This is a genomic window from Burkholderia latens (assembly GCF_902499045.1).
GTDB lineage: Bacteria > Pseudomonadota > Gammaproteobacteria > Burkholderiales > Burkholderiaceae > Burkholderia > Burkholderia latens.
The window spans coordinates 1-25,725 of sequence record NZ_CABVPL010000012.1 but is presented as its reverse complement, the minus strand read 5'-3'; the positions used below and the strand labels follow the sequence as shown (position 1 = coordinate 25,725).

The window sequence follows — 25,725 nt, the reverse complement described above, 5'->3', positions numbered from 1 at the left end:
AGGAACCGGCCCGCGGCCATGTAAAAAAGGACAGCATGCCCCGCGCGGCATCCCGCACGCGCATTGCTGCGCACGGCGCCGCGCAGCGGGCACGCCGGTTGCGACGAAGCGCCGTCACCGTTCGCCGCCGCTCACAACCGCCAGCCCATGAACGCCACACCGCCCTTCGCCCCGCACCTCTACTTCTGCGACGCCCGCCTCGTCGGCCCGCTCGACGCATGGCCCGACACGTTCGCGCACATCGCCGGCATGGGCTTCGATCATGTGTTGATCGGCGGCTTCTGGACCGCCAGCGTCGCGGGCTTTCCGCGTCATGTTGCCGACTTCCACCGGCCGGCCGCGACGTTCGCGACACGTGCCGGCGCGCTCGAAACATTCTCGCGGCTCGCGCAGCTCGCGCGCGGCCACGGGCTGCGCGTGATGCTCGAAGTGGTCCCCGACCGCATCGCGCGCGACAACCCGCTGCGAACGGAACATCCGGAGTGGTATGTCGAGCGCGCGCACGACGACGCGCTGATCGATCCGCGCAGCGCCGCGCACGAGCAGGACGTCGCGCATGCACAGACCGGCGACGACGCGACGCGCGACGCGCTGGCCACGTGGTGGTGCGCGCTGCTGACGACGTTCGCGGACGCCGGCGCGGCCGGTTTCCTGATCGATGCGCCGCATCATCTGCCGGCCGCGTGGTGGCCCGGCTGGCGCGCCGCGCTGCGCCGCGCGCGCCCGGACGTCGCGGTGCTGGCCAGCGTGCCGGGCCATGCGCGGGACGCGCTCGCGCAACTCGAGGCCGCCGGCTTCGACGGCGTGTTCTCGTCCGCGCGCTGGTGGGATCTGCGCTCGCCGTGGTTCGCGGACGAACACCGGCTGCTGCGCCGCATCGGCTCGCCGATCGCCTTTCCCGACGCGTTCGACGGGCCGCGCCTCGCGGACGACTGGCGCGACGCGCCGGACGAGACGATCGTCCGCGCGTATCACCGCGCGTTGTGGACGGCCGCCGCGGTCGGCACCGGCTGGCTCGTGCCGATGGGCTTCGAGCGCGGCGTCGCGCTGCCGCTGATGGCGCGCGACGCGGACGCCGCGCGCTTTCGCGCCGCGTTCGACGACGCGCGCTTCGACCTGTCCGGCGCGATCGCCGACGCGAACGCGTGGCGCCGCGCGACACCGTTGGCGGCCGCGCGCGGCGAAATCGCGCAACTGAGCGCGCCCGGCGCGAGCGCGACCGCGCTGTTGCGCGGCGAAGGGCCGTCGCTCGAACACGACGATACGGCGCTGCTGATCGCGCTGAATCCCGACCTCGATGCGCAAGCGCGCGTCGATCCCGCGACGATCCTGCCCGGCGTGCCGGGCGGCTTCACGCGCGTCGCGTCGCCCAACGGCGCGCGCAAGCGCGCACCCATCGCGCTGGAAGCGTTCACGCTCGAACCCGGCGGCTACGCGCTGCTCGAAGCATGGCGCGCACCGCCGGCGACCGCGCGCGCGGACGCCGCGACCGAACGCACCGCGCTGTCCGCCGCGCTCGCGGCCGACCGGATCGCGATCGAACGCGTCGAGCCGGCGGTCGACGGCGGCCGCTTCGCGATCAAGCGCGTGATCGGCGACACACTGGTTGTGCACGCATCGATCTTCACGGACGGTCATGCACATCTCGCCGCCGCGCTGCAATGGCGCGCGGCCGACGAGGACGACTGGCGCGAGGTGCCGTTCGTCGCGGAACCGAACGACCGCTGGCACGCGCGCATCGCGCTCGACCGGCTCGGCCGCCACGCGTTCCGCGTGATCGCGTGGCGCGACGACTGGACGTCGCTCGTCACCGACGTCGCGAAGAAGCGTGCGGCCGGCCAGGACGTGACGCTGGAGGTGCGCGAAGCGCAATTGCTGCTCGCGGCCGCGCTGAAGCGCGCCAAGCCGGCCGATCCGCGTGCGACCGCGCAGATGGAACGGCTGGCGGCGGAGTTCAACGACGCGTCGCCCGACGACCGCCTCGCGCTGCTCGGCTCACCGGCGCTTGCCGACGCCTACGCGGCGCTACGCTACCGGCCGTTCGTCACGCACGACGAAACGGTGTACCCGGTCGACGTCGAACGCCGCGCCGCACGCTTCTCGAGCTGGTACGAGATGTTCCCGCGCTCGGCCAGCAACGATCCGCACCGGCATGGCACGTTCGACGACGTGATCGCGCAGCTGCCGCGAATCCGCGACATGGGCTTCGACGTACTGTATTTCCCGCCGATCCACCCGATCGGCACGACCGCGCGCAAGGGCCGCAACAACACGTTGAAGGCCGGCCCCGACGACGTCGGCAGCCCGTACGCGATCGGCTCGCCCGACGGCGGCCACACGGCGGTGCATCCGCAACTCGGCACGCTCGCGTCGTTCCGCGCGCTCGTCGACGCCGCGCATGCGCAGGGGCTCGAGATCGCGCTCGACTTCGCGATCCAGTGCTCGCCGGACCACCCGTGGCTCGCCGAGCATCCGGGCTGGTTCGCGTGGCGGCCCGACGGTTCGCTGCGCTATGCGGAGAATCCGCCGAAGCGCTACCAGGACATCGTGAACCCGGACTTCTACGCGCCGGACGCGCTGCCCGGCCTGTGGCTCGCGCTGCGCGACGCGGTGCTGTTCTGGGTCGAAACGGGCGTGCGGATCTTCCGCGTCGACAATCCGCACACGAAGCCGCTGCCGTTCTGGGCGTGGATGATCGCCGACGTGCGCGGCAAGCATCCGGACGTCGTGTTCCTGTCCGAGGCGTTCACGCGGCCGGGGATGATGTACCGGCTCGCGAAGGTCGGCTTCTCGCAGTCGTACACGTACTTCACGTGGCGCGAGTCGAAGCGCGAGTTCATCGACTATCTGACCGAGCTCACGGCCGGCCCGCCGCGCGAGTTCTTCCGGCCGAACTTCTTCGTCAATACGCCCGACATCAATCCGCGTCACCTGCAGAACGCGCCGCGCTCGCAGTTCGTGATCCGCGCGGCGCTCGCGGCGACGCTCGCCGGCTCGTGGGGGATGTACTCGGGCTTCGAGATCGGCGAATCGGCGCCGCTGCCCGACAGCGAGGAATACGCGGACGCGGAGAAATACGAACTGCGCGCGCGCGACTGGAGCAAGGCCGCGCACATCGGCGGCGAAATCGCGCGGCTGAACCGCGCGCGGCGCGACAACCCGGCGCTGCAGACGCATCTCGGCCTCACGTTCGTCGATGCGGACAACGAGCAGGTGCTCGTGTTCGTGAAGGCGACGCCCGCGCACGACAGCGTCGTCGCGGTCGCGATCAGCCTCGATCCGTGGCATCCGCAAGCGGCCAACTTCACGCTCGATGCGTCGCTGTGGCGCGGCTTCGGGCTCGCCGACGGCGAGCCGCTGGACGCGCTCGAACACGATGCCGCGCACGCCGAAACCTGGCGCGGGCATCGGCAATACGTATCGCTCGACCCGCACGTGCGGCCGTATGCGATCTGGCGGCTCGCGCCGTCTCCCGGCGCCGCGCGGGCGGCGGCGCCCGACCCGGGCGAGGCAAGCCGCCCTCACGGAGCACACGCATGATGAAACGCGAAGACCCGCTCGACGACGTGCGCCGCGCGCAGTTTCCGTCGCTCGCACCGGCCGGCACGCCGCGCCGGCGCCGTTCGCGGCGCCGCGCGCCCGCGCTGTGCGCGGACGATCCGCTGTGGTACAAGGACGCGATCATCTACCAGGTGCACGTGAAGTCGTTCTACGACTCGAACAACGACGGGATCGGCGACTTCCCCGGCCTGATCATGAAGCTCGACTACATCGTCGAGCTCGGCGTCGACACGATCTGGCTGCTGCCGTTCTACCCGTCGCCGCGCCGCGACGACGGCTACGACATCGCCGACTACCGCGACGTGCATCCCGACTACGGCACGCTTGCCGACGTGCGGCGCTTCATCCGCGAAGCGCATGCTCGCGGCATTCGCGTGATCACCGAGCTCGTGATCAACCACACGTCGGATCAGCATCCGTGGTTCCAGCGCGCACGGCGCGCGAAGCCCGGCTCGGCGCACCGCGACTATTACGTGTGGTCCGACACCGACACGAAGTACGCGGGCACGCGGATCATCTTCCTCGATACCGAAACGTCGAACTGGACGCACGATCCGATCGCCGGCCAGTACTACTGGCACCGCTTCTACTCGCACCAGCCGGATCTGAACTTCGACAACCCGGCCGTCGTGCGCGAAGTGATCCAGGTGATGCGCTTCTGGCTCGATCTCGGCATCGACGGGCTGCGGCTCGACGCGGTGCCGTACCTGGTCGAGCGCGAAGGCACCAACAACGAGAACCTGCCGGAAACGCATGCGATCCTGAAGCGTATCCGCGCGACGATCGACGCCGAGTATCCGAACCGGATGCTGCTCGCCGAAGCGAACCAGTGGCCGGAGGACGTGCAGGAATACTTCGGAAACGAGGACGAATGCCACATGGCGTTCCACTTCCCGCTGATGCCGCGCATCTACATGTCGATCGCGAGCGAGGACCGCTTCCCGATCGTCGACATCATGCGGCAGACGCCGGCGCTCGCGCCGAGCAACCAGTGGGCAGTGTTCCTGCGCAACCACGACGAGCTGACGCTCGAGATGGTGACCGACTCGGAGCGCGACCTGTTGTGGCAGACCTATGCGTCCGACCGGCGCGCGCGCCTGAATCTCGGGATCCGCCGCCGCCTCGCGCCGCTGATGGAGCGCGACCGGCGCCGCATCGAGCTGATCAATTCGCTGCTGCTGTCGATGCCGGGCACGCCGGTGATCTACTACGGCGACGAACTCGGGATGGGCGACAACATCCACCTCGGCGACCGCGACGGCGTGCGTACGCCGATGCAGTGGTCGTCCGACCGCAACGGCGGCTTCTCGCGCGCGGACCCGGAGCTGCTCGTGCTGCCGCCGGTGATGGGCTCGCTGTACGGCTATGACGCGATCAACGTCGAGGCGCAGACGCGCGACCCGCACTCGCTGCTGAACTGGACGCGCCGCATTCTCGCGACGCGCCGCGCGACGCAGGTGTTCGGGCGCGGCACGATCCGCTTCCTGCGCCCGGAAAATCGCAAGGTGCTCGCCTACCTGCGCGAACTGGACGGCCACGAGCCGGTGCTGTGCGTCGCGAACCTGTCGCGCGCGTCGCAGGCGGTCGAGCTCGACCTGTCCGAGTTCGCGGGCCGCGTGCCGATCGAGATGACGTCGGACTCGCCGTTTCCGCCGATCGGGCAGCTCACGTACCTGCTCACGTTTCCGCCGTACGGGTTCCTGTGGTTCGTGCTGTCCGAGCACGGACGCGAGCCGTCGTGGCGGCAGCCGCACGCGGAGCCGCTCCCGGAATACGTGACGATCGTGATGCGCCGCGGCGACGTGCGGCCCGACGTCGGGCAACTGCACACGCTCGCGCACGATGCGCTCGCGTCGTGGCTCGCGCGGCGGCGCTGGTTCGCGTCGAAGGACCGCAAGATCGGCAGCGCGCGGCTGAACGTCGTCACGCCGATCGCCGACGAGCCGTTCCAGTACGCGGAAGCGTGGGTGTCCGCGAGCGACGGCGGCGTCGAACGCTACGTCGTGCCGCTTGCCGCCGCATGGGGCGGCGAGACGTCGCATCCGCTGTTCGCGCAACTCGCGCTCGCACGCGTGCGGCGCGGCCACACCGTCGGCTACCTGACCGATGCGTTCGCGCTGCCCGCGTTCGCGCGCGGGATATTGCGCAAGCTGCGCGACGGCGCGACCGTGCCGACGTCCGACGGCGGCCGCCTCGACTTCCTGCCCGAACAGGCGCTCGCGTCGCTCGATCCCGGCGACGACGCCGAGGTGCGCTGGCTCGCGGCCGAGCAGAGCAACAGCTCGCTCGTGATCGGCGAATCGATCGTGCTGAAGCTGGTGCGCAAGGTCGCGCACGGAATTCATCCGGAAGCGGAGATGAGCCGCTATCTGACGCGCATCGGCTACGCGAACACCGCGACGCTCGCCGGCGAAGTCGTGCACGTCGATCCGGACGGCAGGCCGCATACGGTCGCGATCCTGCAGCGCTACGTCGACAACCAGGGCGACGCGTGGACGCGTTCGTTCGACTTCCTGAAACGGGCGGTCGACGAGCTCGCGCTGCCGGCAGCCGGCGACGGCGACGCGACAGAACCCGATGACGAGCCGGACGCGCTGCTCGGCTACGCGGCGTTCGCGGGCATCGTCGGCACGCGGCTCGGACAGTTGCACGTCGCGCTCGCGCAGGCCTCCGACGATCCGGCGTTCACGCCGGAGCGCGCGACGCCGGAACACGTCGACGGCTGGTGCGTCGACGCGATCGCGTCGTTCGAGCACGCGCTCGACGTGCTCGGCACGCGGCTCGACGCGCTCGGCGCACTCGACCCGGCCGCGCGCGCCGCGGCCGACACGCTGCTCGCATCGCGCGACGCGGCCGTGCAGGCGCTCGGCGAACTGGTGCCGCGCACGCTCGACGCACAATGCATCCGCATTCACGGCGATTTCCATCTCGGCCAGGTGCTCGACGTACAGGGCGACGCGCTGCTGATCGATTTCGAAGGCGAGCCCGCGCGCGCGCTCGAGCGGCGTCGCGCGAAGTCGCATCCGCTGCGCGACGTGGCCGGCTTCCTGCGCTCGCTGTCGTACGTGAGCGCGACCGCGCAATTCGCGATCGAGAAGGCGCCGCCGCAGACGGCCGGCCGCAAGCGCGCGCTGTTCGACCGCTTCGGGCAGGCCGCGGCCGACCGTTTCGTCGAGTGCTATCGCGCGGCGGCCGACCTCGCGCCCGAGCGCTTCGTCGATCCGCACTACGCCGATCGCCTGCTTGCGCTGTTCCTGATCGACAAGGCGTCATACGAGCTCTGCTACGAAGCCGCGAACCGCCCCGACTGGCTCGGCGTGCCGGTCAGCGGCCTCGCCGCGCTCGTCGAGCGCCTGCTCGCCGCCGGACGCTCACCCGACCAAGGAGGCAACCGATGACCGACACGCTGTTCGACCGCCGCGATATCGATGCGCTGCTCGCCGGCCGCCACCCGGACCCGTTCGCGTGCCTCGGCCCGCACGGGCACGCCGGCGGAATCGTCGTGCGCGCGTTGCTGCCCGGCGCGCGGCGCGTGCGCGCGGTGACGCCCGACGGCGACGAGCTCGGCACGCTCGCATGCGTCGACGACGCCGGCTGTTTTGCCGGGACGATCGCCGAGGGCGGCCGCTACCGGCTGGCGATCGACTGGCCCGACGCGCGCCAGGTGACAGACGACGCGTACGCGTTCGGCACGCTGCTCGACGATGCCGCGCTCTCGCGTTTCGCGGCCGGCGACCCGGCCGCGGTGCTCGAGTGCCTGGGCGCGACGCCGACGCGCGTCGACGGCGTCGACGGCGTGCGTTTCGCGGTGTGGGCGCCGAACGCGCAGCGCGTGTCGGTGGTCGGCCACTTCAACGCGTGGGACGGCCGCCGCCATCCGATGCGGCTGCGGCGGCCGTGGGGCGTGTGGGAGATCTTCGTGCCGAACATCGGCGCGGGCGAGCACTACAAGTACGAGCTGTGCGCGAGCGACGGCCGCGTGCTGCCGCACAAGGCCGATCCGTGCGCGCGCGCGACGGAGGCGCCGCCGCGCACCGCGTCGGTCGTCGCCGATACGGCCGCGCTCGACGGCTTCGCGTGGCACGACGAACCGTGGATTCACGCGCGAGCGCATGCGGATCGCCGGTTCCGGATTCCGTGGTCGATCTACGAAGTGCATCCGGAGTCGTGGCAGCGCGTGCCCGAGGAAATGGACCGCAGCTCGACGTGGGACGAACTCGCCGAGCGGCTGATCCCGTACGTGAAGGGAATGGGCTTCACGCACGTCGAATTCATGCCGATCTCCGAATACCCGTTCGGCGGCTCGTGGGGCTATCAGCCGCTCGCGCAGTTCGCGCCGTCCGCGCGCTTCGGGCCGGTCGACGGCTTCGCGCGCTTCGTCGATCGCGCGCATGCGGCCGGCATCGGCGTGATCGTCGACTGGGTGCCCGCGCATTTTCCGAACGATGCGCACGGGCTCGCGCAGTTCGACGGCAGCGCGCTGTACGAGCACGCGGATCCGCGCGAAGGCATGCATCCCGACTGGAACACCTGCGTGTTCAATCTCGGGCGCAACGAAGTCGGCGCGTTCCTGATCGCATCCGCGCTCGCGTGGGCGCGCCGCTATCACGTCGACGGCATCCGCGTCGACGCGGTCGCGTCGATGCTGTACCGCGACTATTCGCGCAAGGAAGGCGAATGGGTGCCGAACGTGTACGGCGGGCGCGAGAACCTCGAATCGGTCGCGTTCCTGCGCGCGCTGAACGACACGCTGCACGGCGAGCTCGCGCCGAACGGTGTCGTCACGTTCGCCGAGGAATCGACCGCGTGGCCGGGCGTCACCGGATCGACCGCCGGCGGCGGGCTCGGCTTCGACTTCAAGTGGAACATGGGCTGGATGCACGACACGCTGTCGTATCTGCGCGAGGATCCGATCCACCGCCGCTATCACCACGACCGGATGACGTTCGGGCTCGTGTACGCGTTCTCGGAGCGCTTCGTGCTGCCGCTGTCGCACGACGAGGTCGTGCACGGCAAGGGCTCGCTCGCCGTGAAGATGCCCGGCGACGCGTGGCAGCGGCTCGCGACGCTGCGCGCGTACTTCGGCTTCATGTGGGCGCATCCGGGCAAGAAGCTGCTGTTCATGGGCAGCGAATTCGCGCAATGGGCCGAGTTCGCGCACGACGGGACGCCGCACTGGGACCTGCTCGACGCGCCCGCGCATCGCGGCGTGCAGCGGCTCGTGCGCGACCTGAACCGCGCGTACGCGGCCGAGCCGGCGCTGCACGCGCTCGATTGCGACGCGGCCGGCTTCGCGTGGCTGATCGGCGACGATCGCGACAACAGCGTGTTCGCGTTCGCGCGCCGCGACGATACCGGGCGCCTCGTCGTCGCGGTCTGCAATTTCACGCCGGTGCCGCGCGCCGGCTATCGCGTCGGATTGCCCGCGCCCGGACAGTGGCGCGAACTGATGAACACCGATGCCGCCGTATACGGCGGCACCAATGCCGGCAACGACGGCGCCGTGTGGGCGGAGAACGTGCCCGCGCACGGCGAGCAGTGGTCGGCTGCATTGCGGCTGCCGCCGCTCGCGACCCTATGGCTAAGCCCGGCATGATGCCCGGCGCCCTCGACACGGAGACCCTCCCCATGCCGACCGCCCTGCCCGACCGTCTCGAACCCGGCCGCTGCTATCCGCTCGGCGCGACCTGGGACGGACTCGGGACCAACTTCGCGGTGTTTTCCGCGCACGCGCACCGCATCCAGCTGTGCGTGTTCGACCCGACCGGCCGCAAGGAGCTTGCGCGCCTCGACCTGCCCGAATGCACCGACGAGGTGTGGCACGGCTATCTGCCGAACGCGCATCCGGGCACCGTGTACGGCTTCCGCGCGGACGGCCCGTACCAGCCGCAGCAAGGCCATCGCTTCAACCCGACCAAGCTGCTGCTCGACCCGTACGCGCGCAAGCTGGTCGGCCACTTCCGCTGGTCCGACGCGCTGTTCGGCTATCGCGTGCACTCGAACCGCGCGGATCTGTCGATGGACCGCCGCGACTCCGCGCCCGCGATGCCGAAGGCCGTGGTCGTCGACGAGGCATTCGACTGGAGCAACGACCGGCGCCCGGACGTGCCGTGGCGCAGCACCGTGATCTACGAGACCCACGTGCGCGGTGCGTCGATGCGCCGCGCGGGGCTGCGCGCGCCGGAGCGCGGCACGTTCGCGTCGCTCGCGCATCCGGCGTTCATCGATCACCTGCTGGCGATCGGCGTGACGACGATCGAGCTGCTGCCGGTGCATGCGTTCCTGCAGCAACGCGCACTCGTGCACCGCGGGCTGCGCAATTACTGGGGCTACGACACGGCCGCGTTCTTCGCGCCGGAGCCGTCGTATCTGTCGACGCGGCGGCTCGACGAGATGCGCATCGCGATCCGCCAGTTGCACGCAGCGGGCATCGAAGTCGTGCTCGACGTCGTCTACAACCACACGTGCGAAGGCAACGAGCTCGGGCCGACGCTGTCGTGGCGCGGCCTCGACAACGCGAGCTACTACCGGCTGCGGCCCGACGACCCGCGCTATCACGTGGACGAGACCGGCTGCGGCAACACGCTGAACATGTCGCATCCGCGCGTCGTGCAGATGGTGATGGATTCGCTGCGCTACTGGGCGACCGCGTTCAACATCGACGGGTTTCGTTTCGATCTCGGCGTGACGCTCGGCCGCGAGGATCACGGTTTCGAGCCGGGCTCGGGATTTTTCGACGCATTGCGGCAGGATCCGGTGCTCGCGCAGCGCAAGCTCATCACCGAACCATGGGATCTCGGCCCCGGCGGCTATCAGCTCGGCCGCCATCCGCCCGGCTTCGCCGAATGGAACGACCGTTTTCGCGACACGGTGCGGCGCTTCTGGCGCGGCGACGCGGGCCAGCGCCCGGAGCTCGCCGCACGGCTGGCCGGTTCGGCCGACCTGTTCAATCACCAGCGGCGCCGCACGTGGGCGTCGGTCAATTTCATCACCGCGCACGACGGGTTCACGCTCGCCGATCTCGTGTCGTACGCGGGCAAGCACAACGAAGCGAACGGCGAGGACAACCGCGACGGCCGCGACGACAACTGCAGCGCGAACTGGGGCGCCGAAGGGCCGACCGACGATCCGAAGATCCGCGATCTGCGCGCGCGCGTCGCGCGTTCGATGCTCGCGACGCTGTTTACCGCGCTCGGCACGCCGATGATCGTCGCGGGCGACGAGTTCGGCCGCACGCAGCACGGCAACAACAACGCGTATTGCCAGGATAACGAACTGTCGTGGCTCGACTGGGATCTCGCGCGCAGCGACGAAGGCGTGCAGATGACGCGCTTCGTGTCGCGGCTCGCGGCGATGCGGCGCATGTACCCGGTGATGTCCGTGCCGCGCTATCCGAACGGCGACCGCGACGGCGCGCCCGGCATGCGCGAGATCGGCTGGTTCGACGAGCACGGCGAGGAACTGAGCGTGCCCGCGTGGGAGGACGGCGAGCGCCGCGCGCTGACGATGCGGCGCGTCGGCACCGGCCGCACGGGGCGCACCGAGGCGCTGCTCGTGATGCTGAACGCGTCGGCCGACACGATCACGTTCAAGCCGCCCGCGCCGCTGCTCGACTATCGCGTGCTGCTCGATACCGCGACACCCGACGCCGGCCCGCGCTCGTGGCCCGACGCCGGCGTCGACGTCGCCGCGCACGCGGCCGTGATCGCGGTCGCGGCCGTGCCACCCGACTTGCCCTCGTAAGGAGCCGCCATGACATCACGTTCCGCCCATTCGTCCGGCACGCATGTGTTCGCGTCGTCGTTCGGCGCGACCTGCATCGATGCCGAGCACACGCGCTTCCGGTTGTGGGCGCCCGCGAGCCGCACCGCGACGGTCGAGCTGCACGGCGAACAGCGCGTCGCGATGCACGGCGCCGGCGACGGCTGGTTCGAGGTGATCGCGCCGTGCGGCCCCGGCACGCTTTATCGTTATCTGCTCGACGACGATCTCGCGGTGCCCGATCCGGCGTCGCGCTTTCAGCCGTACGACGTGCACGGGCCGAGCCAGGTCGTCGATCCGTCCGCGTACCGCTGGCGCAACGACGCGTGGACCGGCCGGCCGTGGCACGAGACGGTGCTGTACGAGCTGCACGTCGGCGCATGCGGCGGCTATGGGAACGTCGAGCGCTGGCTGCCGGCGATCGCCGCGCTCGGCGTGACCGCGATCGAGCTGATGCCCGTCAACGCATTCCCCGGCGCGCGCAACTGGGGCTACGACGGCGTGCTGCCGTTCGCACCCGATGCGTCGTACGGACGCCCGGAGGAGTTGAAATCGCTGATCGATACCGCGCACGGGCTCCGGCTGCAGGTGTTTCTCGACGTCGTGTACAACCACTTCGGCCCCGAAGGCAATCTTCTCCCGCGCTATGCGCCGGCATTCTTCCGCACGGACCGGCAGACCGCGTGGGGGCCGGCGATCGACTTCTCGTGCGCGCAGACGAGCACGTTCTTCATCGACAACGCGCTGTACTGGCTCGACGAATTCCGCTTCGACGGGCTGCGCATCGACGCCGCGCATGCGATCGACGACGATGCTTGGCTGCGCGAGCTCGGACACCTCGTGCGTGCGTATGCGGGCGACGCGCGGCACGTGCATCTGGTGCTCGAGAACGAACGCAATACGGCGAGCCTGCTCGGACCCGACGGCTTCGACGCGCAGTGGAACGACGATTTCCACAACAGCGTGCACGTGCTGCTGACCGGCGAGCGCGAAGGCTACTACCGCGCGTACGCCGACGCGCCGCTGCGCCATCTCGCACGCACGCTCGGCGAAGGATTCGCGTACCAGGGCGAGCCGTCGCCGCTGCACGACGGCGCGCCACGCGGCGAGCCGAGCACGCATCTGCCGCCGACCGCGTTCGTCACGTTCCTGCAGAACCACGATCAGATCGGCAACCGCGCGTTCGGCGAGCGGCTGCGCGCGCTCGCGAACGACGACGCGGTGCGCGCGGCGACCGCGCTGATGCTGCTCGCGCCGCAGATTCCGCTGCTGTTCATGGGCGAGGAAGACGGCAGCACGCAGCCGTTCCAGTTCTTCACCGACTATCGCGGCGCGCTCGCGGACGCGGTGCGCGAAGGCCGCCGCCGCGAGTTCGCGGCGTTTTCCGCGTTCGCGGATCCCGCACATCGAGACGCGATTCCCGATCCGAACGACATCGGCACGTTCGTGCGCTCATCGCCCGGCCACGCCGACGTCGACGCGTGGCCCGACGGCGATGCGTGGCGCCACTTCTACCGCAGCGCGCTGACCGTGCGAGCGGCGCTCGTGACGCCGCATCTGCCCGGCGCGCACGCGCTCGGCGTCGAGCTGCTGGCCGGCAACGGCGCGAGCAACGGCGACGCGGCGGCGCTCGTCGCGCGCTGGCGGCTCGGCGACGGCAGCACGCTGACGATCGCGTTCAATCCCGCGTCGTACGAAGCGGTGCTGTCGGTGCTGCCGGTCGGCAAGATCGTGTTCGAGACGCCGCCGCGTGCACGCGACCGCCTTCCCGACCAGCGGCTGGCCGCGCGCGCGTGCATCGCATGGCGCGACGGCGCGGTGAACCACGATGCGCTGAATCACCGCACGAACGGACACCGACGCCCATGACGACCGACGTATCGATCGACGAACTCGCGCGTCTGGCCGGGCTCGAGCCTGACTGGATCGACGCGGCCGGCGTCGCGCGACGCGTGGACGACGACGCGCTCGTCGCGCTCGTCGATGCGCTCGGCTGGCCATGCGGCACGCCGATCGAACGTGTCGACAGCGCGGCCGCGCTCGCCGACGCGAACGGCGCGACGCCGCGGCTCGTCACCGGCGACGCCGGCGTGCCGCTGCCGTTGCCGCGCAGCGTCGCGCCGCCCGGCGCGCGCTTCCGGATCGCGCTCGAATCGGGCGGGCACGTCGATGGGCGCGTGGGCGGCGCGGGCGAGCATGGCATGCTGCCGGCGCTCACGCTGCCCGGCTATCACGCGCTCGACATCGGCGAGCAACGGATCGGGCTCGCGATCGCGCCGGCGCATGCGCGGCCGTTCGACCGGGCGTTCGATGCGGACCATGCGAACCCTGCGTCGAACCCAGACCCGCACGCGCCGCGCCGCTGGGGCATCGCGGCGCAGCTCTACAGCCTGCGCCGCGCGAACGACGACGGCGCGGGCGACTACACCGCACTCGCCGATCTCGCCGCGCACGCGGCGCGGCATGGCGCGCATGCGATCGCGCTCAGCCCCACGCACGCCGGCTATCCGGCGCTGCCCGAGCACGACAGCCCGTATTCGCCGTCGTCGCGGCGCTGGCACAACGTCGCGTATCTCGACAGCGACGCGGTGCCGGGCGCCGATATCGTGCGGCGGATGAACGGCGCTGCCGACGGCGCCGCGGCGGCCCCCGACACACCGCTGATCGACTGGCCGCACGTGCTGCCGCGGAAGCTGCACCAGCTGCGCGCGTGCTTCGACGCGTGGCGCGCGAGCGGCGAGCCGTCGCGCGACGCGTTCGAACGGTTCCGCGCGGCGGGCGGCGCGGCGCTCGACGCGCATGCACGCTTCGACGCGCTGCAGGCGTTCTGCATCGAACACGGGATCGGCGCGGACTGGCGGCAATGGCCCGCGCAATGGCGCGTGCCCGCGTCGCCCGAAGTCGACGCGTTCGCGCACGCGCACGCCGATACGATCGCGTTCCACACGTTCCTGCAATGGTGTGCGTCCGACGCGCTCGGCCGCGCGCAGCATGCCGCGCGCGATGCCGGGATGGCGATCGGGCTGATCGCCGATCTCGCGGTCGGTTCCGATCGCTCGGGCAGCGACGCGTGGGCGCACGGCACGACGCTGCTGCGCGGCGTGTCGGTCGGCGCGCCGCCCGACCTATTCAATGCGGACGGCCAGGCGTGGGGCGTGACGACGTGGACGCCCGCGGCGCTGCGCACGCACGGATTCGTTCCGTTCGTCGAGCTGCTGCGCTCCGCGTTCGCGCACGCGGGCGGGATCCGCATCGATCACGTGCTCGGTTTCGCGCGGATGTGGATCGTGCCGGACGGCGCGTCGGCGCGCGACGGCGCGTACCTGCGTTACCCGATCGACGATCTCGTGCGGCTCGTCGCGCTGGAGGCGGCCCGGCATCGCGCGGTCGCGATCGGCGAGGATCTCGGCACGGTGCCGGCGGGTTTCCGCGAGCGGCTCGCCGCGCAGGGCATCGCGGGGATGCGCGTGCTGTGGTTCGAGCGCGAAGCGGACGGTGCGTTCCGGCGGCCCGCCGCTTGGGATCGCGACACGATCGCGATGACGTCGACGCACGATCTGCCGACCGTGTCCGGCTGGTGGCGTGGCGTCGATCTCGAATGGCGGCGGCGCGCGGCGACGAACGACGAAACCCCGCAACGTGCGTGCGACGACGTCGGGCTCGCTGCCGCCGCGCACGACTCGGACGGCGACGAGCGAAACGCGCCGCTGCTGCGTGACGATGCCGGCGACGAACGCGCCGACGCCGGCACGTACGACCCGTCGCCGCCCGACCCCGACCTCGCGGCAGCCGCCGAATTGGGCGCATCTGCGTCGTCCGCCGAAGCCGAGCGCGCGACCGATCGCGCCGCGCTATGGCGCGCGCTGCAACAAGCCGGATGCGCGGCATCCGGCGCGCCGGTCCCGGCAGCCGATGCGCCGCCCGTCGACGCGATGCTCTCCTACGTCGCGCGCAGCCCGGCGCCGCTCGCGATCGTGCCGCTCGAGGACTTGCTCGCGCTCGACGCGCAGCCGAACCTCCCCGGCCCGCCGTGCGGCCATCCGAACTGGCTGCGCCGGCTGCCGCGCGCCGTTGGCGCGCTGTTCGACGCCGACGTGCGCACGCGCATCGCCGCGATCGAGCACGCGCGCCGGGCGCCGGAGGACGACGCATGACGCCGCGCGCGACGTTGCGGCTGCAGCTGCATGCGGGCTTCACGTTCGACGACGCGGCCGCGCATGCGGACTATTTCGCGCGGCTCGGCGTGAGCCACCTGTACCTGTCGCCGATCACGACGGCCGAACCCGGCTCGCTGCACGGCTACGACACCGTCGACCATCGCGCGATCAGCGCGGAACTCGGCGGCGAAGCCGGCTTCCGGCGTCTCGTCGATGCGCTGCGCGCGCGCGGCCTCGGCGTGATCATCGACATCGTGCCGAACCACATGGGCGTCGGCGGCACGTCGAACGGCTGGTGGAACGACGTGCTCGAATGGGGGCCCGCGAGCCCGTACGCGCACTACTTCGACATCGACTGGCATCCGCCCGATCCCGCGCTCGACGGCAAGGTGCTGCTGCCGTGCCTCGGCGCGCCGTACGGCGACGCGCTCGCCGCCGGCGACATCACGCTCGGCGCCGATGCGGCGGCCGGGCGCTTCTTCATCGCGTGTCCGGGCCGGACGCTGCCGGTGGCCGCGTCGACGTACGCGGAGATCCTGCGCATCGCGAACCGCGCGGACCTGAACGCGCTCGCCGAACGCTTCGCCGCGGCGCCGGTGCGCGGCAGCGCGCGCCTCGCGGCCGCGCACGCGGCGCTGCGCGACTACGCGGCCGCGCACGGGCCGCATGCGTTCGACGCGGTATTGCGCGGCGCCGACCCGCGCCGCGCGCGCTCGCGCGCATGCCTGCACCACCTGCTCGAACGCCAGCACTACCGGCTCGCGTGGTGGCGCACGGCCGCCGACGAACTGAACTGGCGGCGCTTCTTCGACATCGCGACGCTCGCGGCCGTGCGCGTCGACGACGACGCGGTGTTCGACGCGGTGCACGCGCTGCCGCTCGCGCTGCACGCGGCCGGCGACGTCGACGGCCTGCGCGTCGATCACGTCGATGGCCTCGCCGACCCGCGCGCGTATTGCCGGCGCCTGCATGCGCGACTCGCCGAACAGCGCGACGCGAGGCCGTACATCGTCGTCGAGAAGATTCTCGCGCCGGGCGAGACGCTGCGCGACGACTGGCACGTCAACGGCACGACGGGCTACGACTTCATGAACGACGTCGCCGCGCTGCTGCACGATCCGGCCGGCGCGGAGCCACTCGGCGCGCACTGGGCGGCCGTGTCGGGGTCCGCGCGCTCGTTCGCCGACGAAGCGGTCGCCGGCAAGCGGCGCGTGCTGAAGCGGCAGCTCGCCGGCGAGCACGAGCGTGTCGCGCGGGCATTGCACCGCATTGCGCGCGCGGCGCCCGCGACGCGCGACGTCAGCCGCATCGCGATTCATCGCATGCTGGGCGAGCTCGCCGTGCATCTGCCCGTCTACCGGATGTATCCGGCGCACGGCGACGAGCCGGGCGCTGCCGATCGTCGCGTGCTCGAACGCGCGTACGACGCCGCATGCGCCGCGATCGATCCGTCGGACCGCTATGCGCTGGAGCGCGTCGCCGGCTGGCTCGGGCTCCGCGGCACGCGCGTACCGCGCGCCGATGCCGCCGCGCTCGCCGCCGCGCGCGTCGCGTTCGCGCAGCTCACCGCGCCGCTCGCCGCGAAAGGCGTCGAGGACACGGCCAACTATCGGTATGGGCGTCTGCTGTCGCGCAACGAAGTTGGCGCCGACGCTGGCGACTTCAGCGTGTCGCGCGGCGCGTTCCATGCGCGCAACCGGCGTCGCGCGCGCACCGTGCCGCACACGCTCGTCGCGACCGCGACGCACGATCACAAGCGCGGCGAGGATGCGCGCGCGCGGCTCGCGGTGCTGAGCGAAGTGCCGGACCTGTGGCGCGCGGTGTCGCTCGACTGGTCGACGCTGAACCAGCGGCAACGCGGCGGCGCACATCGCGATCTCGCGTGGACGCCGGGGCCGGCCGCGGAAGCGATGCTGTACCAGACGCTCGCCGGCTGCTGGCCGCCGGCGCTCGCGCCCGACGATGCAGCCGGACTTGCGGCGCTCGCGGAGCGCGTGGTGCGCTGGCAGACGAAAGCGCTGCGCGAAGCGAAACGGCAGACGGACTGGCTCGCGCCCGACGCGGACTACGAGCGCGCGTGCGAGCAGTTCGTCCGCGCGATCCTGACGCCGCACGGCGCAGGCGATTTCGTGCACCGGCTCCATGCGTTCGTCGCGCGGATCGCGCCGGCCGGCGTCGTCAACAGTCTCGCGCAGGCGGCGCTGCGGATGGCGTCGCCGGGCGTGCCCGACCTGTACCAAGGTACCGAGCGATGGGATCACTCGCTCGTCGATCCGGACAACCGGCGCGACGTGCCGTTCGCGGCACTCGCGGCCGAGCGCGTCGACGAGCCGGTCGCCGCGTATCTGCCGACGTGGCCCGATGCGCGCGTGAAGCGGGCGCTCGTCGAGCGGATGCTTGCGCTGCGCGCGCGCTGGCCGGCAGTGTTCGCGGACGGCGCGTACGTGCCGCTGCGCGTGCGCGGCACGCTCGGCCGGCATGCGGTGGCGTTCGCGCGGTGCGGTGAAGGCGTGACGGTCGTCGTGGTCGTGACGCGGCTCGCGTGCCGGCTGCTCGGCGACACGCCGGGATTGCCGCGCGTCGAGCCGGGCAAATGGGGGGAAACCGCGGTCGTGTTGCCGCGCGGTGCCGCGAAGCGCTGGCGCGACTGGTTGAGCGACGGCGGCGAAATCGATGCGTCGGACGACGGCACGCTGCGGCTCGATCGGTGTCTGGCGGCGTTGCCGGTGGCGGTGCTGGTGGCGGCAGGCGACAGGGAATGAACCGGTCCGCGATACGCGACGATCGCGCCCGCTCGCGCCGCCGCTTGCGATCGCGGCGCGCGCGGCGGCACACGTTGCTGCGCCGGCGTCGCGCGCGGCACAACCTGCAGGCCCGGCACACGACGGACGTCGCGAGGGCCGCGCCAAACCTTCCGCGGGCGCGTCAAGCGCGCTCGTACCAGGCCTTCGACCGGTTCACGACGCGCACCACGAGCAGCATCGCCGGCACCTCGATCAGCACGCCGACGACGGTCGCCAGCGCCGCGCCGGAATGAAAACCGAACAGGCTGATCGCGGCCGCGACGGCAAGCTCGAAGAAGTTGGACGCGCCGATCAGCGCGGACGGGCACGCGACGTCGTGCCGCTCGCCGATCGCGCGATTGAGCCCGTAAGCAAGCGCCGCATTGAGGAACACCTGGACCAGGACCGGCACCGCGAGCAACGCGATGACGAGCGGTTGCGCCAGGATCGCTTCGCCCTGGAACGCGAACAGCAGCACCAGCGTCGCGAGCAGCGCGGCGATCGACCACGGGCCGACCCGCGCGATCGCGGCGTCGAACGCTGCGTGCCCGTGCGCCAGCAGCCGTCTGCGCCACAGCTGCGCGAGCAGCACCGGGATCACGATGTAGAGCACCACCGACGTGAGCAGCGTCGCCCACGGCACGGTAATCGCGGACATCCCGAGCAGCAGCCCGACGAGCGGCGCGAACGCGATCACCATGATGCTGTCGTTCAGCGCGACCTGCGACAGCGTAAACAGCGGATCGCCGCCCGTCAGCCGGCTCCATACGAACACCATCGCGGTGCACGGCGCGGCGGCCAGCAGGATCAGGCCGGCGATGTAGCTGTCGAGCTGCGCCGCGGGCAGCATCGGCGCGAACAGGTGCCGCACGAACAGCCAGCCGAGGAACGCCATCGAGAACGGTTTGACGAGCCAGTTCACGACCAGCGTGACGCCGATTCCCTTCACGTGACGCCGCACCTCATGCAGCGCGCCGAAGTCGACCTTCACGAGCATCGGGACGATCATCACCCAGATCAGCAGCCCGACCGGCAGGTTCACCCGCGCGTATTCGATGCGGCCGATCCGCTGGAATACGCCGGGCAGCATTTGGCCCAGCGCGATGCCGGCGACGATGCACAGCGCGACCCATACCGTCAGGTAACGTTCGAAGAAATTGATCGCCGGCTTCGCGACAGCATCGCGAGGCGGAATGACGTTGGACGTGTTCATCGGACAGGATCCGGTACGGGGCAAACGCCCACGGCGCGCCGGTTCGGCCGCGCTGCGATGCGGCGCACTCAGTTTCTCGAGATGTCGTTCAGCGCCGCGTCGAGTTCGGCGTTGCTCATACGCGCGAGCGGCAGCGCCAGCAGTTGCAGCATCCGGTAGCCGAGCGCCTCGCGCGTCAGCTCGAACGCGAGCCGCTTGCCTGCATCGCCGCCCAATGCGTTCGACGGATCCGCGTAACCCCAATGCACCGTTACCGGGCTGCCGGGCCAGTATGGGCACGTCTGCGCGGCCGCGCTGTCGCACACCGTGATCACGATGCGCATTTCCGGCGCACCGTCGCCGATGAATTCGTCCCAGCTTTTGCTGCGGTATCCGGCGATATCGACGCCGGCGCCGGTCAGCACGTCCAGCGCGAACGGATTCAACCTGCCGCTCGGCGCGCTCCCCGCGCTGAACGCGCGCACGTCGCGGCCGAGTTTGCGCGCCCAGTGGTTCAGCATTCCCTCGGCGAGCACGCTGCGCGCGGAATTGTGCGTGCAAAGGATCAGGACGTTGGTGGTCATCGGCGGGAACGAATGCGGGGTCAAGCCGGCTCGGAGCAGGCGGTCGGACAGGCGGCCACCGGCGAGCACGGATTGCCGCCGCAGCAGTTCTCGGTGAGGTAGCCGATGAGCGCGTTCATCGTCGTGAAGTTCGCGCAATAGATCACGAAGCGGCCTTCCTGCCGGCTCGTCACGAGTTGCGCTCGCGCGAGTTCCTTCAGATGAAACGATAGCGACGACGGCGGCACGTCGAGGCGTGTCGCGATCTGGCCGGCCGGCAAGCCGCCGGGGCCGGCCTGCACGAGCGTGCGGAACACGGCAAGGCGCGATTCGTGCGCGAGGGCCGCGAGCGCGGAGACGGTCTGCGTGGTTTCCATATTTCGATAATACTCGAAATATCGAAGAGATGGAATGGCCGTCTTGTTCCTGTGGCCGATCGGCAATGGATCGGTGGCGTCACGCCGCCGGTCGCCGGCAATGACGTGATATCGTGCCCGACACCGCAGCATTCACCGTTCAATTCCGTCTTGAGGGGCGACATGCGTCTAGCTGATTTCATCGTTCGGGACATGGAGCCGATCCTCGTGCAGTGGGAAGCGTTTGCGGCCACGCTGCTGCCGGCCGCCAGGAGCATGGATTCGCTCGCGCTGCGCGACCACGCGCGCCAGATCCTGGAGGCCATCGCGAAGGACATCGCGAGCCCGCAAACCCGCGAAGCGCAACGCGAGAAATCGCTGGGACGCGCGCCCGAACCGGTGAATGCAACCGAGACCGCCGCGCAGACGCATGCGGTGCTGCGCGCGCGCCGCGGCTTCAACATCAATCAGCTGGCGGCCGAATATCGCGCGTTGCGTGCGAGCGTGCTGTCGTTGTGGCTCGACGCGTGCCGGCCGAGCCCGCCGCATCTCGACGACATGATTCGCTTCAACGAGGCGATCGACCAGGCGCTCGCGGAGTCCGTCTCGTTCTTTACCGAACAGGTCGAACAGGCTCGCAACCTGTTGCTCGGCATGCTCGGCCACGACATGCGCACGCCGCTGCAAACGATCCAGCTGACCGCCTCCTATCTGGCGGCGCTCAATGCGGGCGAGGAAATAACGGAGGCCGCCGGCCGGCTGATCAGGAGCGGCGGCCGCATGCAGGCGCTGCTCGACGATCTCTGCGACTTCAACCGAACCCAGCTCGGGCTCGGCATCCCGGTCGATCCTCGCGAGATCGATCTCGAGGATGTCGTCGCGAATGTGGTCGACGAACTGCAGGCGGCGCATCCTGGTCGCGAAATCAACGTCGACATCAGCGGCGACCTGCGCGGCAACTGGGATGACCGGCGCATGCAGCAACTGCTGAGCAACCTGCTGGGCAACGCGCTCAAGTACGGAACGCCGGATGCGCCGGTACGCGTGAGCGCGACGTCGAGCGCGACGGAAGTGCTCATCGAGGTCGGCAACCGTGGGCCCGCGCTGGATCCGCTCACGCTCGAGCGCATCTTCGATCCGCTTCAACGCGGCGCGGACCAGCGGCAAAGAACGGGGGCCGATGCCGGATTGGGCCTCGGCCTGTACATCGCCAGCGAAATCGCGAAAGGCCACCACGGGCGCATCGACGCGCGCTCGGATCAGGCGGAAACGGTATTCGCGGTGCGGCTGCCGAAACGCGGGTGAAGCAGGCGGTGGGCCGGGGCGGGATGCCGATGTGACCGGCACCCGGCCGCGGCGAGTTCGCACCCCCAGCGCGGGCTTGCCGGCGATCGCGACGCACGTGGACGACGTTCGCGGTCACGACAGGCCCGCGCCGCGCCGTAACGGGCAAGTTGCCGGCCGCGCACTACCGCGCGTTGCGCCGACCGGTCTTCGCCGCCGCCGCCGGCATCCGGTCACGATCACTCTTCCGGCGCCATCGCGCCGCTGTCATCCTCCCACAGCGGCTCGCCGCTCTCATGGCCGCCGCTCGTCGTGATCGGCCCGTGCGCGCCGCCCCGTTCGGCACGCCGCGCGCCGTCCCGTGACGTCGCCGCACGCACGCGCGGCCGCGCGCGCGTCGGCGCCACGGTGCGTTGTCCGCCGCCGCGGCGCTCGTCGGCCGGCGCCGGATCGTTCGTCTGTTGCGCATTCGAAGCTGCGTTCATGTCTGCTCTCCCGAATCGTTGAAGAAACCGCTCGCCCGAGCGCAGCAATTTCGGTGCCGGATGCCGGGCAAGCGCCTTGCTACATGCGTTCGTATCGCAACCCTTCCCGGAGGTGACCATGTCGACAGACCGCAGCACGCCGCCCGACACGCGCCATCGCATCGGCGACTGGATGACCGGCAACGAAGCGCACATGGCCGCATATCGCCAGAAAATCGCGAAGGAAGCGCAAGCGCAGGCCGGCGAGCGGCTGCGCACGCCGGCCGTGCAGGAACTTGCGCGGCTGTTCGACGACAACGCGGTGCTGCGCATGGGCCTCACGCGCGCGATCGACGAGGCGCGCGAGTCGGGCCGCCAGCTCGGCTACACGTCGATCGGCGAGCTGATGACGGTGATCGACCATCTGATGACGTACACGCCGCCGTTCAGCGAAACGAGCATGATCGTGTGCCCGCTGAACGCGTTCCTCGACTGGCCGATGTGCATGCCGTCCGGCCACGCGGTGTTTCGCGACGCGGCGGTCAACGCGCATCTGAAACAGGTGCTGAACGTGTGGTGCGACTTCCTCGGCGGCCCGCATTCGCGCACGCACCTCGACACGTCGCCGCCCGATGGCTGGTTCTGCGACGAGGCGCGCAAGCGGCTCGGCCTGTCGCAGTTCCAGTACCGGGAAGATCAGCCGCACTGGGGTTTCGATTCGTGGAACGATTTCTTCACGCGGCGCTTTCGCGCCGGCGCACGGCCCGTCGCGGCACCGAACGATCCGCACGTGATCATCAGCGCGTGCGAGGCCGCGCCGTATCACACGGAATCGAACCTGAAGATCCGCGACACGTTCTGGATCAAGGGCCAGCCGTATTCGCTGCGCGACATCTTCACGCCCGCACGGCTGCCGCTCGCCGAACGTTTCGTCGGCGGCGATCTCTACCAGGCGTATCTGAGCGCCTACAACTATCACCGCTGGCACGCGCCGGTGCGGGGCACCGTCACGCATGCGTACCGCGTCGACGGCACCTACTACTCGGTTGCCGAGGCCGAAGGGCCGGACCCGGCCGGACTCAACGACTCGCAAGGCTACATGACGGCCGTGGCGGCCCGCGCGGTGATCGCGATCGACAGCGACGATCCGGGGATCGGCACGGTCGCGGCCGTGTTCGTCGGGATGGGCGACGTGTCGTCGTGCGTGATCGAGGTCCTGCCGGGGCAGCGCGTCGACAAGGGCGACGAGATCGGCTACTTCCAGTACGGCGGCTCGACGTACTGCCTGCTGTTCGAGCCCGGCGTGATCGATCGTTTCCTGCATGCGCCGCCGTTCGACGGCGAAGCGCCGGTCGTGCAGGTCAACGCGTCGGTGGCCATCGCGCGTTGACGCGAGCGCCCGCGCATCACGCATCGGCGCTGCCGAACCCGCGTCCGGCGTGCCGCTGCATGCACTGCACGAACGACAGGCCGTTCGGCGTCAGCGCGGGCCGGCTCGCGCCCGATTCGTCCGAACGCATCTCGATCAGGTGTTGTTCCATCAGCGACACGATGTCTTCTCGGTCGGCCTGGATCTGTTCCGGCGCGCGATAAACCAGGAACAGCGTGGCAAATTCATGTGCGGTCAGCATGTTGTCTCCCCCATTGACGTCTCGACGCGGTGCGGCGTTGGCATCGCGTCGGCGCAGGCGCGAATCGTGCGCGCCGATCACGGAGACATGCAGGGAGCGTGCCAGTATGTGGGACGAAGCCGGTCCATATGCGGCCGGCGCGCGGTGGGGTCTGGCGCTTTGAGCCGGGCGGGCACCGCTGCAAAGTTTTCAATGACGTGTAACGGGGCGGCGCGGGACCGCCGCGCCGCGGCCGACGAACGCGGCCGGCTGGCGCCGCGCCGCCTGGTCAGGCCTTCCGCGAACGGAACAGCCCGGCGCGTGCGGCGTCGCCGGCCGCCTTGTCGCGCACGCGGAAATAGCCGCTGTGCAGTTCGACACCGCCCTTCCCGTCCGCGAGCACTTCCGCGCACGCGGCCTCGATCCGGTCGCGGCCGCGCTCGAATGCGTCGCGCAGGTCGGCTTCGAGCGCGGAACGCGCACCGAAATGGTCCTCGAGCGCTTCGACGGTGATCGCGCAGGTAAGCGGCTTCCCGTCGACATCGACGACGAAACGCATCTGCAGCGCCGCGCCGTCGAATTCCGGCGGCTGATCGGTCAGCGTCACGCGGCGGACGGGGTCGGCCGGCATCGTTCAGGCCCCCCGCGACGCAAGGGACTGCACGATCGCGCCGTTGAACGCCGGCAGGTCGTCCGGCTTGCGGCTCGTGATCAGATTGCCGTCGCGCACGACTTCCTGATCGACCCACTTGCCGCCTGCGTTGCGGATATCGTCCTGCAGGCTCGGCCAGCTCGTCATCGTGCGTCCTTCGACGAGGCCGGACGACACCAGCAGCCAGCCGCCGTGACAGATCGCGGCGACGGGCTTGCCGGCACCGACGGCCGCCGTCACGAATTCGCGCGCGGCGGGCACCATCCGGATCGCGTCGCCATTGACGACGCCGCCGGGCAGCACGACCGCGTCGTAATCGCCTTCGCGCACATCGTCGAACGTGCGGTCGACTTTCACGCGCTCACCCTTGTCGACGTGCCTCAGACCCTGGATTTCGCCGCCCTTCTGCGAAATCACGTCGACCTGCGCGCCCTCGGCCTTCAGCGCGCGCTGCGGCTCGACGAGCTCGGCTTCCTCGAAGCCGTCGACCGCGAGTATCGCTACCTTGCAATTGTCCAGCTTCCCGGTCATGGAACGCTCCCTGGTTCGTTGCGGCACCGGTCGTGCCGTGCCCGTCGCGCAGCAAACGCCGTGCCGCCCGTGCAGGGTGCCGGTCGTGGCCGGGTGCGCGGGAGTCGGCGCGACGCCGGGGCGCGACCCGCAATTCGCGGCGAGCCGGCTTGCCCCTGTGCCACCGCCGCACCGGACGGTCGCTGCAAAGATTTCAACGGAGTATGTAATGCAACCGCGTACGGCGCGTCCGCCACGTGGGCCGACGGGCCGCGAGACGATTCCGTGCGTCACGCGGTCACTGCAAATGGCGCGCGACGTCGAGCATCGCGTCGGTCAGCTCGACCGTCAGCGTGAGGTCCTCGGTAATGTCGGGCAGCCTTTCGAGCGTCGCCTGCACGCTGTCGTGCAGCATCGCGTGCACCCGCAGCCGCGCGGCGTCGTCGAGCGCCGCGTAGCGCTCCATCGTGTCGCAGTCGAGCGCGAGCACGACCGAGTGGCGCGGCGCCCCCGGCGGCGCATCGTGCGCGACCGCCCACGCCGCATGAAACGTGATCCGGCCGGTCTCGATGTCGAGATGGACGGTCGTGTCGAGTTCGTCGGTATCGACCGGATCGGTGTCGAAGTCGCTGTCGTCGAGCAAGGTGCGGTAATTCGATTGCATGATGTTCTCCTGCGTGGTGACGGATGCCGGCCGCGGCCGGCGTCCGTCATCGCGCCGCGCCGGCCGGGCCGGCGCGACACCGTGGTCGTCAGTACCCGCTGGAACCTGCGCTGCCCGTGCCGCCGGCACCGCCGCCGCCGGAGCCCGTCGCGCCCGACGAACGCCCGT

Annotated in this window: 17 protein-coding genes; 9 read left to right on the top strand and 8 right to left on the bottom strand. The window is 70.6% G+C overall.

The genetic code is table 11. From position 1 onward, the window contains the following. Positions 1–147: 147 nt before the first annotated feature. The 7 genes from BSE24067_RS11265 to treY are packed head-to-tail and all read left to right on the top strand — an operon-like array spanning position 148 to position 18,241. Complete coding sequence (locus BSE24067_RS11265; protein WP_151065775.1) at positions 148–3,540, top strand: maltotransferase domain-containing protein; 3,393 nt, start codon at positions 148–150, stop codon at positions 3,538–3,540. Beyond that, positions 3,540–6,959, top strand: a complete 3,420-nt coding sequence (gene treS, locus BSE24067_RS11260) for a maltose alpha-D-glucosyltransferase (protein ID WP_151065803.1) — start codon at positions 3,540–3,542, stop codon at positions 6,957–6,959. Before BSE24067_RS11265 ends, treS begins: the two co-directional genes overlap by 1 nt. Then, positions 6,956–9,157: a 1,4-alpha-glucan branching protein GlgB gene (gene glgB, locus BSE24067_RS11255; RefSeq protein ID WP_151065774.1), complete on the top strand. Its 2,202-nt coding sequence runs from the start codon at positions 6,956–6,958 to the stop codon at positions 9,155–9,157. The genes treS and glgB overlap by 4 nt, the downstream gene beginning before the upstream one ends. 32 nt (positions 9,158–9,189) lie before the next feature. Next, on the top strand, positions 9,190–11,304 hold the full coding sequence (gene glgX / locus BSE24067_RS11250; RefSeq protein WP_151065773.1) for a glycogen debranching protein GlgX: 2,115 nt from the start codon (positions 9,190–9,192) through the stop codon (positions 11,302–11,304). Between the two features lie 9 nt (positions 11,305–11,313). Next, a complete protein-coding gene (gene treZ, locus BSE24067_RS11245) occupies positions 11,314–13,191 on the top strand; it encodes a malto-oligosyltrehalose trehalohydrolase (RefSeq protein ID WP_151065772.1) in 1,878 nt (625 codons plus the stop codon). Then, positions 13,188–15,476: a 4-alpha-glucanotransferase gene (malQ, locus tag BSE24067_RS11240; RefSeq protein ID WP_174904752.1), complete on the top strand. Its 2,289-nt coding sequence runs from the start codon at positions 13,188–13,190 to the stop codon at positions 15,474–15,476. The genes treZ and malQ overlap by 4 nt, the downstream gene beginning before the upstream one ends. Then, positions 15,473–18,241, top strand: a complete 2,769-nt coding sequence (treY, locus tag BSE24067_RS11235; protein ID WP_174904751.1) for a malto-oligosyltrehalose synthase — start codon at positions 15,473–15,475, stop codon at positions 18,239–18,241. The genes malQ and treY overlap by 4 nt, the downstream gene beginning before the upstream one ends. 163 nt (positions 18,242–18,404) lie before the next feature. On the opposite strand, the gene arsB is transcribed toward treY, so the two are convergent. From arsB to BSE24067_RS11220, 3 genes are all read right to left on the bottom strand, one after another. Then, positions 18,405–19,475, bottom strand: a complete 1,071-nt coding sequence (gene arsB, locus BSE24067_RS11230) for an ACR3 family arsenite efflux transporter (protein ID WP_151068658.1) — start codon at positions 19,473–19,475, stop codon at positions 18,405–18,407. A 68-nt stretch (positions 19,476–19,543) separates the two neighbouring features. Then, positions 19,544–20,038, bottom strand: a complete 495-nt coding sequence (locus BSE24067_RS11225) for an arsenate reductase ArsC (RefSeq protein ID WP_151068659.1) — start codon at positions 20,036–20,038, stop codon at positions 19,544–19,546. A gap of 20 nt (positions 20,039–20,058) precedes the next feature. Next, positions 20,059–20,394: an ArsR/SmtB family transcription factor gene (locus tag BSE24067_RS11220; protein WP_151068660.1), complete on the bottom strand. Its 336-nt coding sequence runs from the start codon at positions 20,392–20,394 to the stop codon at positions 20,059–20,061. Positions 20,395–20,556: 162 nt separating this feature from the next. Here BSE24067_RS11220 and BSE24067_RS11215 point away from each other — a divergent pair, with 162 nt between their 5' ends. Continuing rightward, positions 20,557–21,678, top strand: coding sequence for a sensor histidine kinase (locus BSE24067_RS11215; RefSeq protein ID WP_151068661.1), 1,122 nt, complete (start codon positions 20,557–20,559; stop codon positions 21,676–21,678). 218 nt (positions 21,679–21,896) lie between these two features. Here BSE24067_RS11215 and BSE24067_RS11210 read toward each other — a convergent pair whose 3' ends face one another. Further along, on the bottom strand, positions 21,897–22,142 hold the full coding sequence (locus BSE24067_RS11210) for a hypothetical protein (RefSeq protein ID WP_174904750.1): 246 nt from the start codon (positions 22,140–22,142) through the stop codon (positions 21,897–21,899). Between the two features lie 118 nt (positions 22,143–22,260). Between BSE24067_RS11210 and BSE24067_RS11205 the strand changes: the two genes are divergently transcribed. After that, on the top strand, positions 22,261–23,511 hold the full coding sequence (locus BSE24067_RS11205) for a phosphatidylserine decarboxylase family protein (protein WP_151068727.1): 1,251 nt from the start codon (positions 22,261–22,263) through the stop codon (positions 23,509–23,511). Between the two features lie 16 nt (positions 23,512–23,527). Here the strand turns inward: BSE24067_RS11205 and BSE24067_RS11200 are convergent, their stop codons facing one another. The 4 genes from BSE24067_RS11200 to BSE24067_RS11185 form a co-directional block, all read right to left on the bottom strand. Continuing rightward, entirely contained in the window at positions 23,528–23,752 is a 225-nt protein-coding gene (locus BSE24067_RS11200) for a hypothetical protein (RefSeq protein ID WP_151068726.1), read from the bottom strand. A gap of 268 nt (positions 23,753–24,020) precedes the next feature. After that, a complete protein-coding gene (locus tag BSE24067_RS11195) occupies positions 24,021–24,362 on the bottom strand; it encodes a DUF1488 family protein (protein ID WP_151068725.1) in 342 nt (113 codons plus the stop codon). 3 nt (positions 24,363–24,365) lie between these two features. Further along, positions 24,366–24,914 (bottom strand): type 1 glutamine amidotransferase domain-containing protein, encoded by a 549-nt coding sequence (locus BSE24067_RS11190; RefSeq protein WP_151068724.1) that lies wholly within the window; start codon positions 24,912–24,914, stop codon positions 24,366–24,368. 277 nt (positions 24,915–25,191) lie between these two features. Continuing rightward, the gene (locus BSE24067_RS11185) at positions 25,192–25,557 is read right to left on the bottom strand and encodes a DUF3022 domain-containing protein (RefSeq protein ID WP_151068723.1); all 366 of its coding nucleotides are present in this window, start codon (positions 25,555–25,557) and stop codon (positions 25,192–25,194) included. Positions 25,558–25,725 lie beyond the last annotated feature (168 nt).

Bases quoted from the DNA above. Each gene is read 5' to 3' on its own strand.
- BSE24067_RS11265 (WP_151065775.1), top strand. From the start codon at position 148: ATGAACGCCACACCGCCCTTCGCCCCGCACCTCTACTTCTGCGACGCC.
- treS (WP_151065803.1), top strand. From the start codon at position 3,540: ATGAAACGCGAAGACCCGCTCGACGACGTGCGCCGCGCGCAGTTTCCG.
- glgB (WP_151065774.1), top strand. From the start codon at position 6,956: ATGACCGACACGCTGTTCGACCGCCGCGATATCGATGCGCTGCTCGCC.
- glgX (WP_151065773.1), top strand. From the start codon at position 9,190: ATGCCGACCGCCCTGCCCGACCGTCTCGAACCCGGCCGCTGCTATCCG.
- treZ (WP_151065772.1), top strand. From the start codon at position 11,314: ATGACATCACGTTCCGCCCATTCGTCCGGCACGCATGTGTTCGCGTCG.
- malQ (WP_174904752.1), top strand. From the start codon at position 13,188: ATGACGACCGACGTATCGATCGACGAACTCGCGCGTCTGGCCGGGCTC.
- treY (WP_174904751.1), top strand. From the start codon at position 15,473: ATGACGCCGCGCGCGACGTTGCGGCTGCAGCTGCATGCGGGCTTCACG.
- arsB (WP_151068658.1), bottom strand. From the start codon at position 19,475: ATGAACACGTCCAACGTCATTCCGCCTCGCGATGCTGTCGCGAAGCCG.
- BSE24067_RS11225 (WP_151068659.1), bottom strand. From the start codon at position 20,038: ATGACCACCAACGTCCTGATCCTTTGCACGCACAATTCCGCGCGCAGC.
- BSE24067_RS11220 (WP_151068660.1), bottom strand. From the start codon at position 20,394: ATGGAAACCACGCAGACCGTCTCCGCGCTCGCGGCCCTCGCGCACGAA.
- BSE24067_RS11215 (WP_151068661.1), top strand. From the start codon at position 20,557: ATGCGTCTAGCTGATTTCATCGTTCGGGACATGGAGCCGATCCTCGTG.
- BSE24067_RS11210 (WP_174904750.1), bottom strand. From the start codon at position 22,142: ATGAACGCAGCTTCGAATGCGCAACAGACGAACGATCCGGCGCCGGCC.
- BSE24067_RS11205 (WP_151068727.1), top strand. From the start codon at position 22,261: ATGTCGACAGACCGCAGCACGCCGCCCGACACGCGCCATCGCATCGGC.
- BSE24067_RS11200 (WP_151068726.1), bottom strand. From the start codon at position 23,752: ATGCTGACCGCACATGAATTTGCCACGCTGTTCCTGGTTTATCGCGCG.
- BSE24067_RS11195 (WP_151068725.1), bottom strand. From the start codon at position 24,362: ATGCCGGCCGACCCCGTCCGCCGCGTGACGCTGACCGATCAGCCGCCG.
- BSE24067_RS11190 (WP_151068724.1), bottom strand. From the start codon at position 24,914: ATGACCGGGAAGCTGGACAATTGCAAGGTAGCGATACTCGCGGTCGAC.
- BSE24067_RS11185 (WP_151068723.1), bottom strand. From the start codon at position 25,557: ATGCAATCGAATTACCGCACCTTGCTCGACGACAGCGACTTCGACACC.